Origin of the sequence: Emticicia aquatica (assembly GCF_923079645.1) — a bacterium.
In the GTDB taxonomy this organism is placed as follows: domain Bacteria; phylum Bacteroidota; class Bacteroidia; order Cytophagales; family Spirosomataceae; genus Emticicia; species Emticicia aquatica.
In genome coordinates, this window is the sequence record NZ_CAKLPY010000002.1 from 743,147 (window position 1) to 759,275 (window position 16,129).

At 35.0% G+C, this 16,129-nt stretch carries 14 protein-coding genes; 2 read left to right on the forward strand and 12 right to left on the reverse strand.

Annotation, left to right across the window (positions count from 1 at the left end; all coding sequences use genetic code 11):
* Positions 1–62: 62 nt before the first annotated feature.
* The 11 genes from MJQ71_RS12830 to MJQ71_RS12880 all read right to left on the reverse strand — a co-directional run bounded on the left by MJQ71_RS12830 (position 63) and on the right by MJQ71_RS12880 (position 12,584).
* The gene (locus MJQ71_RS12830; protein ID WP_238807024.1) at positions 63–455 is read right to left on the reverse strand and encodes an HIT family protein; all 393 of its coding nucleotides are present in this window, start codon (positions 453–455) and stop codon (positions 63–65) included.
* A 40-nt stretch (positions 456–495) separates the two neighbouring features.
* Positions 496–1,401 carry a TIGR01777 family oxidoreductase gene (locus MJQ71_RS12835; protein WP_238807025.1) on the reverse strand — a complete coding sequence of 302 codons (906 nt, stop codon included), beginning with the start codon at positions 1,399–1,401 and terminating at the stop codon, positions 496–498.
* 62 nt (positions 1,402–1,463) lie between these two features.
* Entirely contained in the window at positions 1,464–2,129 is a 666-nt protein-coding gene (locus MJQ71_RS12840; protein ID WP_238807026.1) for a peptidoglycan recognition protein family protein, read from the reverse strand.
* A gap of 2 nt (positions 2,130–2,131) precedes the next feature.
* Complete coding sequence (locus MJQ71_RS12845) at positions 2,132–2,659, reverse strand: YciI family protein (RefSeq protein WP_238807027.1); 528 nt, start codon at positions 2,657–2,659, stop codon at positions 2,132–2,134.
* A 102-nt stretch (positions 2,660–2,761) separates the two neighbouring features.
* Positions 2,762–4,120 carry an alpha-amylase family glycosyl hydrolase gene (locus MJQ71_RS12850; protein ID WP_238807028.1) on the reverse strand — a complete coding sequence of 453 codons (1,359 nt, stop codon included), beginning with the start codon at positions 4,118–4,120 and terminating at the stop codon, positions 2,762–2,764.
* 105 nt (positions 4,121–4,225) lie between these two features.
* Positions 4,226–4,816: a TetR/AcrR family transcriptional regulator gene (locus MJQ71_RS12855; RefSeq protein WP_238807029.1), complete on the reverse strand. Its 591-nt coding sequence runs from the start codon at positions 4,814–4,816 to the stop codon at positions 4,226–4,228.
* A 151-nt stretch (positions 4,817–4,967) separates the two neighbouring features.
* A complete protein-coding gene (locus MJQ71_RS12860; RefSeq protein ID WP_238807030.1) occupies positions 4,968–6,065 on the reverse strand; it encodes an alkaline phosphatase family protein in 1,098 nt (365 codons plus the stop codon).
* A complete protein-coding gene (locus MJQ71_RS12865; RefSeq protein WP_238807031.1) occupies positions 6,049–6,630 on the reverse strand; it encodes a phosphonate degradation HD-domain oxygenase in 582 nt (193 codons plus the stop codon). Before MJQ71_RS12865 ends, MJQ71_RS12860 begins: the two co-directional genes overlap by 17 nt.
* Before the next feature lie 106 nt (positions 6,631–6,736).
* Positions 6,737–8,236, reverse strand: coding sequence for a SusD/RagB family nutrient-binding outer membrane lipoprotein (locus MJQ71_RS12870; protein WP_238807032.1), 1,500 nt, complete (start codon positions 8,234–8,236; stop codon positions 6,737–6,739).
* An 82-nt stretch (positions 8,237–8,318) separates the two neighbouring features.
* Positions 8,319–11,606, reverse strand: coding sequence for a SusC/RagA family TonB-linked outer membrane protein (locus MJQ71_RS12875; protein ID WP_374759617.1), 3,288 nt, complete (start codon positions 11,604–11,606; stop codon positions 8,319–8,321).
* A gap of 183 nt (positions 11,607–11,789) precedes the next feature.
* Positions 11,790–12,584, reverse strand: coding sequence for a protein-glutamine glutaminase family protein (locus tag MJQ71_RS12880; RefSeq protein ID WP_238807033.1), 795 nt, complete (start codon positions 12,582–12,584; stop codon positions 11,790–11,792).
* Positions 12,585–12,762: 178 nt separating this feature from the next.
* Here MJQ71_RS12880 and MJQ71_RS12885 point away from each other — a divergent pair, with 178 nt between their 5' ends.
* Together MJQ71_RS12885 and MJQ71_RS12890 are read left to right on the forward strand one after the other, a co-directional pair.
* Entirely contained in the window at positions 12,763–13,488 is a 726-nt protein-coding gene (locus tag MJQ71_RS12885) for an HAD hydrolase-like protein (protein ID WP_238807034.1), read from the forward strand.
* Between the two features lie 13 nt (positions 13,489–13,501).
* Positions 13,502–14,644, forward strand: a complete 1,143-nt coding sequence (locus tag MJQ71_RS12890) for a TIGR03364 family FAD-dependent oxidoreductase (RefSeq protein WP_238807035.1) — start codon at positions 13,502–13,504, stop codon at positions 14,642–14,644.
* A gap of 157 nt (positions 14,645–14,801) precedes the next feature.
* On the opposite strand, the gene MJQ71_RS12895 is transcribed toward MJQ71_RS12890, so the two are convergent.
* A complete protein-coding gene (locus MJQ71_RS12895) occupies positions 14,802–16,082 on the reverse strand; it encodes a DUF5690 family protein (protein ID WP_238807036.1) in 1,281 nt (426 codons plus the stop codon).
* Positions 16,083–16,129: the final 47 nt, after the last annotated feature.

Here is a 16,129-nt window from a genome sequence, read left to right on the forward strand (position 1 = left end):
CATCTGAGCGATAAAAACAATGGTATTATCGCCACAACAACAGCATAAATTATTTCCATATTTTATTGTAGAAAGCTTCTGATTTTAGCCGCAGTTTCGGCCAATTCTTCCTGCGAAAGTTTTAATTTATTGTTGAAATTCATGTCACTCATGCTATTCATCGGAATCAAATGAATATGTGCGTGAGGTACTTCTAAACCAATAACAGCAACTCCAACTCGCTTGCAAGGTACAGCTTGACGAATGGCTGGTTCGATTTGCTTCGCAAAAGCCATCAATCCAGCATAAAGTTCATCATTTAGGTCAAACAAATAGTCGATTTCTTGCTTTGGCACAACGAGCGTATGTCCAGTTGCACAAGGAAAAACATCTAGAAATGCAAAATATTGGTCGGTTTCAGCAATTTTATGGCAAGGAATTTCACCTGCGATGATTTTAGAAAATATAGAAGCCATTTTTTAGATATAATAATTCGACTTTGCTATGGAGAAAAAACTATTTTTCTAACAAATCTGTCAAAGCCTCTTTGATATTTGTAAATTGATATTGAAAATTGGTTTCTTGAGAAATCCGTTTGTTCAATACAAAGTTACCACCAGTTACGACAATTCCCATTTCTCCGAAAACTAATTTTAGAATAAAACTTGGTACATTAGGCAACCAAAGCGGTCTTTTCAACACTTTTGCAGCTTCATTTGTCATAACTTGATTGGTAACTGGATTAGGAGAAACCGCGTTAAATGCTCCGTGCATTGTGTGGTTTTCAATGGCTTGAATAAATATTCGGCAAAGGTCATCAATATGAATCCACGACATAAATTGTTGTCCACTACCTAAAGCGGCCCCAAAACCAAAGCGAATTGGAAGAACGAGCTTTGGCAATGCCACTCCTTTTTCACTCAAAACAATGCCAATTCTGATGCTTACAACTCTTTCGGCAGCACTAATTTGTTGTGCAGAAATTTCCCAAAGTTTGGTGCATTTTGCTAAAAAATCATTTCCAGCTTGACTACTTTCGTCAAGTTTTTTATCGCCTGTATCACCGCCATAAAATCCAATAGCCGAAGCCGAAATAAAACCTTTTAAACGAATACTTTTTTCTTGTAAATACTTATTTATCAATTCAATAGGTTCTATTCTTGAATCAATTATTTCTTGCTTTCGTTTTTCTGTCCAACGTTTATCTGCAATGCCTGCACCGGCCAAATGAATCACATAGTCTGCATTTTCTAAAGCTCCAGTTTCAATAAATCCTTTCTTAATATTCCATTGAAAAACCTCTACATTGGGTAATTTTTCTTTTTTTCGACTCAAATATGAAACTCGATGACCTTTTTCTAACAGCAACTCAGTTAGGCGATGCCCAATCATTCCTGTACCACCCGTGATAAGAATATTCATTTTTTTAGCTTTAGATAACAAACTTATAACGCTTTATGGAAGAGATTGTTCAAATGAAAAAATTACAGCATGGGGTCTTTTTTGAGTTTCTTGAATTTCGCACGAAGACGATTCATAAATTCATCACCTGGGTCTGATTTAATGGTTTGATAATTTGGGTCGGTTTCTTTCCAAATCGAAGAACCTTTAAATCTGGTATATTCGTGGTGACCAATGAGATAATCGATTTTATACTTTTTTTGTAACCTCTTAATTAACAAATAATTAGCCAAAAACTGGGCTTCGGTTAACGGATTTTTTGTGCCATCACCCACATTTTCGATGCCAATTGCACAGTAATTTAAGCCAATTACATGGCGAGCTAAAAGCGTATCAGGAAGCAGATGATAAATTGTTCCGTCACGGTCAACCAAATAATGAGCAGAAACATTTAATTGACTAGCATTTTTCAGTTCTGGACGAGCAATAGGTAATAAAGGCGAATTAAAAGCCAAAAAAGATTTTTCAAACGTTGAAATGGCTGTCCAATGGCAAACCACCATTTTAGGTTGAATTATTGGCTCTGTTTGTAATATTCCATGCCGTTCTTTTAGGTATTCTAACGACAATGCTCTTCGAGTAGAATCCCAAATAATGGGTTTTTCAACGATTTTTAGCTTTTGCCCACATACTTGACCAGTCAGAATAAACAAGCAAAAGAAACAAAAATGAGTAATTTTAATAAACATTTTCAAGGCTGTTTTTTAGCAAGTTTGGCATGAATTTCTGTTACTTTCAGCAAAGCCGCCGAACCGTACCACGGATGCAATTCCATTTCTAACGAACCAGCTTTGATTGCGGGGTCAGTTTCACACAATTTCTGAGCTTCTTCAATGCTTTTTACATTAAAAACATAGATTCCTCTCAATTCAGTATTATCCAAAAATGGGCCAGCAACGACCAATTTTCCTTCGTCTGCCAAACGAACAATATTTTCCATGTGGGCTTTCTGAAGATTCGCAGCAGTTGCCGAATCAAGCATCCAACGTTTTGGCCCTTTTTTCAAAAAAGCCATTACATAATTTTTCATACCATAATCGTCTGCTCCAAGTTGAGCAATCAAAACGCTGTCAATGCCAGAACCCGCTTCGGTAGTGTCAGTTTTTGTTACTTTTGCTTTTTCAGGAACTAAGCAACTATATGAAATTGAGGCGACGCTTACAAATGATAAAACTACGAAAAGTATTTTTTTGCGTGATTTCTGAACAAAAAATAGCATAATTTGATTTGTTATGAATGAATAAAATGACTTCTTCAAATATAAGGATAAATTGAGTAAATGGAAAATTCTACTTCGTGTACCAATATTGTATTAATTATTTTATTCTTGAATGACAAAAAAACACGCTCCAAAAGGCGGAATATTGAAGGTTATTTCCGATTGAAAAACTGTTGTTCGATTTTCTGGTTCTAACAAATCTTTCATTGATGTTCCGTTAGGCAAATTTACTGATACTTTTACGGAAACTGCCTTTTCAGCAGCATTTACAGCCACAACAGCCAACGCTTCATTGGTATATCTCAAAAAAGCAAATTGCTGGTGTGTCAAATACAATTGTTTGTATTTCCCTTCTTGAAGAGCAATATTTGAATGCCTGATTACTGCCAATTGCTGAATATAATTATAAATAGGCGGATTCAGATGATTAGGAATTATTTCAAGCGATGGGCGTAAAGTAGAATCATCCTTGTTTTTAATGCCTTTTTGCCCCCTTTCGCTGCCATAATAGACAGACGGGATACCAGGCATTGCAAATAAAAGGGCATATAAAGGGAATAAATGAGCCTCATTATGAAGAATACTTGCAACACGAGTTACATCATGATTATCGGCAAAATTGTATAATTGCAAGTTTTTATAAATCCCATATTCACCGAATTGTCGATTGAAAGTATAGGCGATTTCAAAATAATTTGCTTCGTTATGGCTCGAAAATAATCCTTTGTAAGCTTCATAATTGGTTGTTGAGTCTAGCATTTTATTATTGGCCAATTGGTTATAATCGCCGTGAATCATTTCTCCCATTAACCAAAAACCTGCTTTCTTTTTTCGGCAAAAATCAGCTAATTCAGCTAAAAAAGATTTATCCATTACTTCTGCAACATCCAAACGTAGCCCATCAATGCCAAACTCATCCATCCACATCGCTACTGCTCCGAAAATATGACTTTTCACCTCTTCATTTTTTAAATTTAGTTTTACTAAATCATAATGTCCACTCCAGCAATCATAACTAAAATTATCGCCATACGAACTTCTTTTATTGAAGTTTATTCCAGCAAACCAATCTTTAAATCGAGAAGATTCGCCATTGGAAAGCACGTCTTTAAAAGCCCAAAAATCTCTTCCAACATGGTTAAAAACGCCATCAAGTACCAGTTTTATACCATTTTTTCTTAAATGAAAACTCAGATTTCTCAATGTTTGATTTGTACCCAGTCTTTTGTCAACATTGTAATAATCAGCAGTGTCATATCCGTGCGAACTCGACTCAAAAACTGGCCCTAAATACAAAGTATTACAACCCAAACTTGTCATATTCGGAATCCAATCTATTAATTTATTTAATCGCTCAATTGGTGGACTTGATGAAGCTGCTTGAAGCGGAGCATCGCACAATCCCAAAGGATAGATATGATAAAATATTGCTTTTGAAATCCAAGTTGGTTTTATGTTCATATTTTATTTGCATTTATATACCTACCGTTCGGTATATAAATGCAAATGTATAAAAAATTTGATAAAATAATGTTATTGCAGAAAAAAATAGCTGAGAAAAAGCGATTATGAATAAATTCCGTAAGAAAACTGTCTAATAATATCGTATTTTATTTGATCAGGAATGTGTTCTTCTTTACTAAGATAATACCGTGAAATGACCGAATGAATTAAACTCAAAAATCCCATCGCATAAAGTTGTTTTCTACCCACCATATTTCCATGATTTTCGGCAGCACGCTCAAATAAGTTTTCAAATAATTGGTACTGACGAGTTAAAAAAGGCAAAGCAACTTCGTGGACATCACTTTGCGTAGGCGGGTTTTCTAAAGTCAACAATAAGCGATAACAGATTGGATTTATTTCCGCAAAATTGATATAAACATCAACCACTTTTTCTAAAGAATTGGGCAAATCTCCACTATAATTGGAAGCAATTTCTAAAAGAGAAAGAAATGGCGTGAATTTTTCGGAAATCACAATTTTTAGTAAACCTTCTTTGCTTCCAAAATAATGATACAACGTTGGTTTTGATATTTTGGCCATTTCGGTTATTTCACGCACAGATACGGCATCGTAGCCTCGTTGTGCGAATAATGTCAATGCACAAGAAATAATAAAATCTCGGTTATTCGATGAAGTATTTTCTTGTTCCAAAATGAAGGACGGTGAAAATTTAGGTTTTTGATTATTTATAAATTGAAGGCAAGTTATAAACTAAACTTTAAATATCATTCATTTGAATGGGGCAAAAAATTAATTCATGGCGTATTTTGCTAACGTTACGCCATGAATTTAGCTAAACTTTCTACTTCAAAATACTCAAAATAGCTTCGCCAGTTGGTTTTTTTTCTGTGTCGGAGGCATTCATAAAATCAAAACCTAATAATTTTGCGGCCGTTCGAGCTACTTGATTTTGAAACAATTGACCTTCAGTTTTTACTTCGCCTAAAGGTTTTGTATCAGGCCCGATGGCTGCAATCCAAATTTGATAACAATCCGAAACTCGCTGTCCGTGGCTCGTCCATTGCTTTTTTATTTTGTCACCTCGACCGTGGTCAGTCAAGAAAATAAAAGTTGTTTTGTCTTTATATTGCGGATGATTTTGGCAGAAATTCCATAAATCTGCAACATTTTTATCAAAATTATTTGCAGCAAAAAGGTATTCACGATATTTGGCTTCATGGGCAAATTCATCAGTTTCGTCAAACGATAAAAACATCACTTTTGGCGTATTTTTCTTCACATATTCTTTGGCCAAATGATACGTCACGAAATCAAATCGATCGCTTGCAAAACTCGTAATATCAGTCTGAATTTGATTCAACAACTCTTCTTTTTCACTTAATTTCCCTTTTACAGTCTCAACCCCTGCATTGACAGGAACTCCGCTCCTATTTTCGTTGATGATAAAAGGAAAAACATCCCAAGTACCAAAAGCGGCAACTTTTCCCTTGAGTTTTGGTTGGTTGTTAAGAAACTCCAAAACGGTTGTATTTTCATTTTGATTTTTGTTGTTTGAATTTATTTTATCATCGGGATAACCCGTCAAAACTTCGTTATAACCTGGATACGAAAACCAATAAGGATTCAAAACATTGACTTTATTTCCTAACCAACGATTGCCATAAAGTTGTCCTTGTTTAGCTAATGTATTCCAGAAAAAAGGTAATAGTTTTTCGCGGCGTTCGGTAGCGGTTTTCGCCCAAAACTTTTGTACAGTTCGAGCCGAATCTGGCGTAAATTCTTTGCTAAAAATCAAGATAGAATCAGCTCCACCAAAAACCTCTTGCCAACGAAAACCATCAGTCATTATGATGAACACATTTTCGGTTTTTGTTTGGGCAAAAATCGTTGGACTCGCCAAAAAGAAGCAAAGAAAAATAATTTTAGAAAAATATTTCATTGGTATTTTTGAAGGGGGAAAGATGTTTTTTACAAATATTGATAAAATATTCTAAATCTGGGAGTTCTATGTTTTCAACTTTGGCGGCTTCATCCCATCTTCGCATTTTTATGATTGTTTCAAAATAAGGGTTTAGTTCAAAAATTTTAGCTTCTTCGGCTGTCATTTTCCCACCTTGAAACGCCAAAGTTTTTTTGCTCGCATCAGATAAGTTATTGTAATATGCTTCATTGACAAAACATAAATAGCGTTTGGCATTGACATGATTTTCGATTAAAACAGCTATTTTCTCCGAAAAACCTCGTTCACGAAGCCAATCGGCAGCAACTGATTCGTGGTCTTTTCGGCCATAAACTTCCATTGTCTCTTCTTGCGAACTTACTGGCAATAAATGCCCAATATCATGCAAAAAAGCGGCAATTTGTACCTCTTCATCAAATGCTTGCTTTTGTGCTAAAAGTGAAGCTTGAGCAGCGTGTTCAAACTGACTGACGTTTTCGCCATAATATTCTTCGTTGCCTTGACTTTCAAAAAGTTGCCGAATTTCATTAATTACTTTTGTCATAACAATCATTTGAATTTTATTTTGACATAATTTATGTTGATTCATAAAAAAGTAGCGAAACAGTTGTTTCGCTACTTTACAAACTAAATCTATGATGGAACTATAACTACTTTAATAACCAAATTGATTCATTGATGTCATCATTTCCGCCTGAAAATTGACTTGTCAAAGCTGATTTAAGATTATCTTTATTTGTCGATAACTCCGAAGATGGATATTGCCAACGTTTCGGAATTCTACCACTATTGCCGGTACCAACACCCACTAAGAAAGTTGGAACTCCAGTACGACGTTGGTTATACCAAGCTTCCATACCTGAATTTTGTGCAAAAGCTAAGTATTTTTGAGTTAATATTTGGGTCAAACCACTTGAAGTATTGCCAGTATATTTCACTAAATCTCCTGTTAAATAAGTATTTAACGCTGTTGCATCAACACCGTAAAAATTCATTGATGCAGAGATACCTTTCAGATAAAAATCTTCTGCCGAGCCAGTTGCCCAACCACGATTGATTCCTTCAGCAATGTTAAAACAAGTTTCTGTATAAGAAATAATTGCAACTGCTTCACCAACATAATTGCTATAATATCTCTTTTTGCCTAAGAAAGAATATTCTCCTTTCAAGGCTTTTGTTGACATATCAGCTAAATCTTCGCCCGAACTTGCACCAACATAAGCAGCAAAATCAGTTGCTTTTAAACCTGCTTTCAATTTTGCATCGGCTGGTTCGGCAACAATAAACAAACGTGGGTCTTTGCGGTCAACTAATAAATCTATGTACGTTTTTGACATATTTTCACGCGTAGCATTGAATCCAAAATTATCAGGATTACGAGGATATTTATTTACTGTATTATGAATATACTGTAAATTATCAGCCATGCTTGTCATTATCGGAAATTTGGTTGGATTGCCAACAATTTCAGCAAAACGAGCTTTGATGTTCAAGTCAGCATCCGTTTCTTTTTTACTCAAAGTCACTAATACTCTCAATTTGAAAGAGTTTACTACTTTTTGCCATTGACGAAGGTTATTTCCTAAGTAAAAATCTCCTGCAAGGGTTTTATTACCATTGGCAATTAAAGTAGTTAAATCAGCATTCGATTCGTCGAGCCATTTTAAAACTTGTACGTACACTTCTTTTTGTGTATTGTATTTAGGCGTTGCGTTATCCAAACCTTTCAAAGCATCAGTTAAAGGCAAATCTCCTACACGCTTTGTCATATCTTCGTAGAAATAAGCACGGAAAAATTTACCCAAAGCTGTATAAGGATTTACCTCTGCTCCACCAGCAGCTTTAGCTTCTTCTTCCATTTTGATAACGTTTTTTAACGTTGAGAAGCTAAGCCCAGTTGTTGTCCAACTATACTCGTTGGTTGCATAATAATCGTAGTTTGAGCAGTAAAATTGATTGTAGCGTTGTTGACTTCCCCACGGGCTTCCAGTTACACTATACATATCATTCAAGATTCCATTCAAAACCAATGATGCTGGAGCATTAACTGGGCGATTTGGGTCTTTTTCTAGTTCATCGAATGATTTTTCGCAACTTGTTAAAGAGAAAACTGCGATTGTCAAACCTAATAATATATTTTTGATTTTCATTTTCTTGAGTGTTTTTGTGAAATATTTTGGGTAATTGGCAATTAATTTTAAACTAATTGCCAATTACCAAAGTCACTAATAATTAAAATACCAAATTCAAGTTCATACCGAAGCGACGGGTAGTTGGCGTTTGTAAGCCAGAGCGTCCGCCCGATGTATATTGGTCTAAGTCAATGTCTTTACGTGCAGCAAAATACAATAAGTTACGAGCCACAAACGAGATTGATGCTTGGTTCATGCCTATTTTCTTAGCGAAGCTTGAAGGTAAGTTATAACCTAAAACAACTTCACGGAGTTTTGCAAAGCTACGACTCATCATATTTCCACCATTGAAGCCATAACGACGAGCAACATAATCTTGTAAGAATGTTTTGGTTGTATTTGGAGCAAATTGTAGTTCAGCATAATTTGTGATGTTTCCAAGAGCATCGTATTTGATTGCTACACCATTAGAAATCGCCACGCCATCACCTACGTAAGATTTTATGCCCAATACATCTTGGTCACGAGCAATACCCATTTCGCCTTCAACAGTATTAATGATACGTCCACCTGCCCACGTTTTTTGTTCAACATAGTCAGAAATAACGCCACCTACACGGCCATCAAATTGGAAACTAAAATTGATATTTTTGTAGTTAAATCTGTTGTTGATACCCCAAACCCAATCAGGGTTTGTGTAACCTAAAAATTGTGGTACAGGGTTGATAACTGGGCGTCCACCTGCATCATTGATAATTTGACCATCTGGCGTACGAGCGTAAGTTCGGTCAAAATATCCATCAACTCTATCACCAATATTTACGAATCTTGCACTGCTGCTACTTCCCACAAAATAATCAGATGATAATTGAGTGATTCCTGGATAAATTTCTTTTAGCGTTTCTTTGTATGTTGACCAGTTTGCTAAAATCGTCCAATTCAAACCACTTGTATTTTTAAGAACTTGGCCAGAAAGTGATAATTCAATACCTTTTTTCTGAGTTTTAATACCATTTACCAAAGCAGCCGAATAACCTGATGTTTGCGAGATTGGTAAGTTAAAAATACGTGGGCCTTCGTCACTTACGAAATAAGCCGCATCAAATACCAAACGATTTTTCAAGAAACGAATATCTAAGCCAATTTCTGACTGAGCCGTAGTATTTGGTTTGATGTTAGGGTTATTAAGCGTGTTTGTGTAATATGCCGCCGTTTGATTGTTATAAATCAAAGGGGTAGAATAAACTGCTGAGTTTTGGTAAGTTGGTCCACCATAAGATGATGAATAATTATCGCCATAACCTAATGGAAACGACAATCCTGGAGTAGAACCAATCGTAGATTGCGTCAAACCATCTTTTACGTTTGCGTATGAAGCACGAAGTTTCAAGAATGAAATGGCTGCTGGTAATTTTACGTAATCCGAGACAACCGAACTCATCGCTACCGATGGGTAGAAGAATGTATTGTTTCCTTTTGGTAGTGTAGAAAGTTTATCAACACGACCAGTCGTTGAAAGTGTCACGAAATCTTTTACCGAGAAATCAGCCGAATAATATGCTGAATTTACTCTCATATCAGAGTTGAAATTTGAAGCAATTACAGGATTGGCTGAGTTTGCAAAATTATATACTCCTGGAACATTCAAATAATTAGTAGAAGCATAGTCCGAATTATAATTAAAAATACGCGTATTTGCTCCTGCAATAGCATTGATTGTTAATGCTGGGATTACTTTTTTGCTATATTTTAACAATAAATCGGTATTGCTATCAAACAAGTTTCTGCGGTCTTCACGATAATCTCCACGAGCTTCTTCACGACCATAAACTGTCATTGAATAAGGGAACTTTTCGGTACGCAATAAATTCCAAGTCGAAAGTTGTGTACGAAGCGTAGCATCCAAACCATCTGCGATGTGATAACGCAATGAAGTTTGACCAATAATGTCAGTTTTGTAGTGTCCCCGCAACCATTCTTTTGCCATAAACCAAGGGTTGTTATAACGTTGGTACTCCGCATAAACTTGTTGTGTACCCTCTTTACCTGGCTGCCAATAATTTTTAAGTTCGTCAATATCCCAGTCAGCACCACCCCAAATCGTGATGTTATAAATCATCGAATTTGGCCCATAATTTACGTCAGGGAAATTTGGCGTGTACTGACGATTTACTTGTACATCACCCTCAAAACGCAATCTATCAGTAAAATTATAACCCGTAGTTACTTTAAAGTTTGTGCTGTTCAATTTTGTATTTGGCACGATTCCTTGTTGGTAATTATGCGAAACCGAAAAACGCAAATCATATTTTTCTCCCGAAGAAGAAATCGCAATGTTATTGGTTGAAAGAATACCCGTTTGAATAAATCTTCTCAAATTGTTTGCTCCTCTTGCAATATATGGCGTTGGTTGACGATTACTTGTAAAAGTACTACCGTTTGGAAATTTAGTTGTAAAACTACCTCCATCAACTACTGGACTATCGTATTGTGGAATTAACTGGCCACTAAATTTTGGTCCCCAAATATCATAATCACCATCGTTCAATCCACCACCACGACCATCAGCAAAAGCATAAACACCGTGGTCACCTGGGCCATATAAATCTTGTGTGTTTGGAATCGCTAAAAAGCCTTTGTCAAGCATTTGGCTACTATTTACCTCAACCGAGAAACCACGTTTATCTTTCGAGCCACGCTTCGTTGTAATCAAGATTGCTCCATTTTTTCCACGGAAACCATACAATGCAGATGCTGAAGCACCTTTCAAAACAGAATAAGTTTCTATATCATCAGGACTAATATTCCAAGTATCAGAGTTAACAGGCACACCATCAACTACAAAAAGCACATCACTATTTCCACGTAATACTATTTGCGGACGACCAAGCAACTCCGAAGATGCACCAATAGTAAGACCAGCAACTTTACCAACTAAGCCATTGATTGGATTTGGCTCACGAGCCTTTAATAACGAAGCAGCATCAACACTCTGAATCGAAACACCAGTAGTACGAATGTCTTTTCTGATACCCAATGCAGTAACCACAACTTCATTTAATGTTTTGTTGTCTTCCTGTAAACTTACATTGATAATTGACTGACTACCAAGCACTTGCTCTTGCGTAACAAAACCAATAGAAGAGAAAACTAAAACCGTACGAGACGAAACTCCATTTAGTTTATAGTTTCCATTGGCATCTGTGTTTGTTCCTTGATTTGAACCTTTAACGAGTACACTTACCCCTGGAATCGGGTCTCCATTTGGAGAAGAAACTTTGCCGCTAACATTTTGATTTTGAGCATTGGCATACATTACGGCCAACAACATACAAAACAAAATTCTGAGAAAACCAGAAAACTTGGTTTTAAGTAAAGATTTGTTCATAAAAAGATGATTAGAATTATTTGGTTTATTTTACTGCTTTCAGCAAAAAGTAGGTTTTGAAAGCTTTAAATTTTGATGGTGCAAAGGTGCGGAACTTGTATAACCTGAATATGAAGCCAGTTTTAAGCTATTATGAAGGAATAGAGAGTTTTGTTAGGTTTGTGTTAAGTAATTTATGGTAACTCACAAAACCAAAGCTACTTTTTCAATCCATTTTTCAAGGTTTTGCTCATAAATTTTTCGGTATTCTGCAATGATTGATTGATGTTTTTTCTGAAATGTAAAAGTCATTTTTTTACTAACTGACTTATCTCGAAGCACACATTCAAAATTATTGACTCTTCCTACAAATAGTCTGTAATAATCACTCAAAGGAGTTTTATGCTGAAAATGATATGACTCATTTTCACAAAACTGAATCGCAGTTTCATTAATTGCCAAGCCTTTAGCAAGCCAGTTTTCATCTTTAGATAAACCTTCGTATCTAAAATATTTACCATAAAAGACGCCATTTTTCTTTTTTTCTGATGGTTTTGTGTAAAAAAGATAATAGTCTGAATTTTCAATATCAATATAAAAGTGCTTGATTTTCATAGATTCAATCCATTGCCCAACAGTAAGTGGTTTTTGTTCATCCACAAAATAATCAAAAACGTATTCGTTGGCTTCATGCTGAATCAGCAAAGCCACATGAAAACCCCACGTAAGATAACCTTTGGGTGAAATCTCATTAGGGTCATGCAATTGAATCGTCAATTTTGATACTTCGTCGAAACGAGTTGGGGCATAAATCCATATCTTCTTGTGCGAAACTCCATAATTCCGCAAAATCAACGACGCATAATGCGATACATTATGACAGTTTCCTTGTTTATATCGAAATAATGGATTCAAATAATAGCGTAACTCTTCAAAATAGTTTTCAAAGTAATTAGTACCGTTTCGTAACCCCAAAGATTGAATTGTCTCTAAAACCATTATAGCGTTTTTTGGCAAAAGTATAAGGTCGAAATTCGACGATTTCTATTTTTATTATTAAGTATTTGTTAATTATTAAAGCCTAATATTAGCTTAACAATTTCTTCATATTTAGGTAAAACCAAACTAATTTTAAAGGGTTTACTTTGCTAAAAAATAAGAACAAACAACATCAACAATGTCTGCAATAAAATTAGTTGTCTTCGATATGGCGGGAACAACCATCCAAGATAAAAAAGAGGTCGAAACTTGTTTTGCCCAAGCTTGCAAAAAGACAAATCTGGAGGTTACGGATGAAAGAATTTTAGCACTACAAGGCTACTCTAAAATTCATGTTTTCAAATTACTTTGGGGCGAACGCCTTGGCGATTCTCATCCAGAATTGAAAGAAAAAGCTAATTTTTCATACGATGTTTTTACCGAAATTCTCGAAAACCACTATCACCAAAGTCCAATTTTACCGACTGATGGATGTTTAGAAACTTTATCTTTTCTAAGAGAAAATAATATAAAAATAGCTTTAACAACTGGTTTTTACCGAAAAGTAACCAATATTATATTAGGAAAACTCGGTTGGTTAGATGGTCTTGACAAAAATCATTTTAATACTTCTGGCACAAGTATCATTGATTTATCTATTACGAGTGATGAAGTTGAAAAAGGTCGCCCAGAGCCATTAATGATTCAGAAAGCGATGAAAATTTTCAATATTACAGACCCTAAAGAAGTCATCAATATCGGCGATACTCCCTCCGATTTACAATCAGGAGTACGAGCAGGTTGTCGATTATCTTTAGGTTTGACCAACGGAACTCATACGCAAGAGCAACTAAAAATCTATCGTAACGATGGCCTTTTATCATCTTTGAACGAGTTAAAAGCAGTGATTCAACCATTAATTTAATTTGTAAATTTGTATGAAATACGACTTAATTATTGTTGGCTCTGGCATACTCGGAACTGCTCACGCTTACCACGCAGCCAATCAAGGAAAAAAAGTTTTAATCTTAGAAAAAGATAATTTTCCTGTTGGCTCAACTGTTCGTAACTTCGGTCAAGCCGTTGCTTCTGGAATGGCAGGACGTTGGTTTGATTTTGGTGTAAAATCACTTAGAATTTACCAAGAAATTCAACAAAAATTCGATATTTCAGTCCGTAAAAATGGCAGTATTTATATCGCTTCCGACGAGGATGAATGGCTTTTAGCCAATGAACTTTATCAACATCATCAAACGACAGGATATCCGTGTAATCTTTTATCAAAAAGACAGTGTTTAGAAATGTACCCTGAGCTAAAACCAGATTATGTGAGAGGTGCAATTTATTTTCCTGAAGATGCAAGTGTAGAACCTAATCTATTGATTTACAAGTTATTAAACTTCATTCAAGAACAAAAAAACGTTGCTTTTAGAAATAATACAACTGTTATTTCTTGCGAAGAAAATGCGGACGAAGTAATTATTAAAACTGCTGAAAACGAAAAGATTTCAGCTACAAAAGTGTTAGTTTGTTGCGGATACACTTTCAATATTCTCTTTCCAACTATTTTCAAGAATAGTGGATTAATTGTAAGCAAATTACAAATGCTTCAAACTGTACCGATGACCAATGTATTATTGTCAGGAAATATCCTAACAGGCTTGTCAATTCGTAGATATGAGTCTTTTGAAGCAATGCCTTCATATAAAAAAATTACAACTCCAGAACATTATTTAACACTCAAGAAATGGGGTATTCATATACTTTTCAAGCAAGCTATTGATGGCTCAATTATCATCGGAGATTCGCATGAATATGCTCCCGTTGGTAAAACTGACGAACTCGGTTTTGATACAAAAGAGTTAATTGACGAGTTAATTTTGAAGGAAGCTGAAAGAATTGTGCATTTCCCAGTTAGAAAAATAGCTAGAAAATGGGCTGGATTTTACGCCCAACATCCTGACGAAATATTTGAGTATGACATCACTCCAAATATCCATATCTGCACTGGAATTGGTGGAAAAGGCATGACTTCAAGTCTAGGCTTTGCTGAATATAGCTTAGAAAAACTATTCAACTAAATATCAAAAACATATTTTTGAAGATATTTAACAATCAAAACCTCTAGTTAAAAGCATCGAAAAGTTAAAATACAATACATTATTTTCATTGAATTCTTACAATGAAAATAATGTTAACTCATACACTTACGAATTCTATTTTTGCTGCTAAATTATCTCAAACTGCAACTTCTATTTTGGTATTTAGTTTCCGAATAAAAAACCAAACTGAAATTCCCCAAAGAACAAAACTCAAAGTAAAAATCCCGTAACCAAGATTTACCAAGACATTTACCCAGCTCAATTCTTTCATAAAAAACTCACGGTACATCATCAATAAAACGCTTCCGAGATAACCCATCGAATCGCAGATATAGACAAAAAAACCTGCGTTGGCGTTGAGTTTAAAAACTGCAATAAACCTTTCAAAATATAAAGTTTGAATAAGTAAATAAGGTAAAAAGAAAGAAATTCCGAGCAGAATCATCCAATTATAAGCAGACAATGCTCCTTGTTGAAAGAACCAAGTGCTCAATCCACACGCCATAATTCCGAGCAAAATCAGTAATTGAATATACGCAAACGCTTTGTCGTTTTCTTTAATAAAACCAACACTTGCGAGTAAAATCAGCACAAAAAAACCAATCAACATTTCAGATTGTGCGAAAGTGTTTTTATCAAAATTCACATGCAAACTTCGCCAAATTTCGACTGAGAAATTATCTCTAAAATCCCGAATCATGGTGAGCATAACATAAACTAAAGCGATTGCCCAAAAACCCCAAGAAAACTCTTGTAAAAGTTTATTTTTTCCCGATTTATTCATCGGATTTCTCTTATTTCGAACTTGTAAATCTTCTGCATTGGGAGGTGGGATTTTTGCTAACATCCAAACAAAAAAAAGAAAAATTGGCAAAAATATTAATCCAATGAAAGCAGGCATCCAAAACTCTGAAATCTGCATTAAACTACTGATAGTCAAATAAATAGTTTTCAAAATCCCCGAACCCATCACCAAATTTATACTCAATCCGATAGCGATAAACTCTGTAATTCGACGACCTTCAAGAAAGCAAAAAATAACACCCCAAACCATTCCTAAAGGCAAACCATTGAACAACATACAAATCCAATTATACGAATAAGGAATCAGCCCAAATAATATCAAAGCGATTTCCGAAATTAATATTAAGCTGATAATCAGGGCAATACGTTGATTTGCTCGAAGTTCCGAAATTATTTTTATGCCCAAAACTTTAGAAAGCATATAACCCAAAACTTGAGTAATTATCAAAACTGTTTTATAACTTAATCCAAATAATTCGTAACCTTCATACAAGCCTGTATTAAATGGTTTTCGGAAAGCGTACATACAAAAATACGTTCCGAAGGCAGCAATAATACACCAAATTATAAGAAAAGATTGTTTTTGAAGAAGTGTTTTTAGAGTGTATTTCATTGATTTTTTTCGTAAAACCAAAGAAACTACTCTAATATTAACTAGCT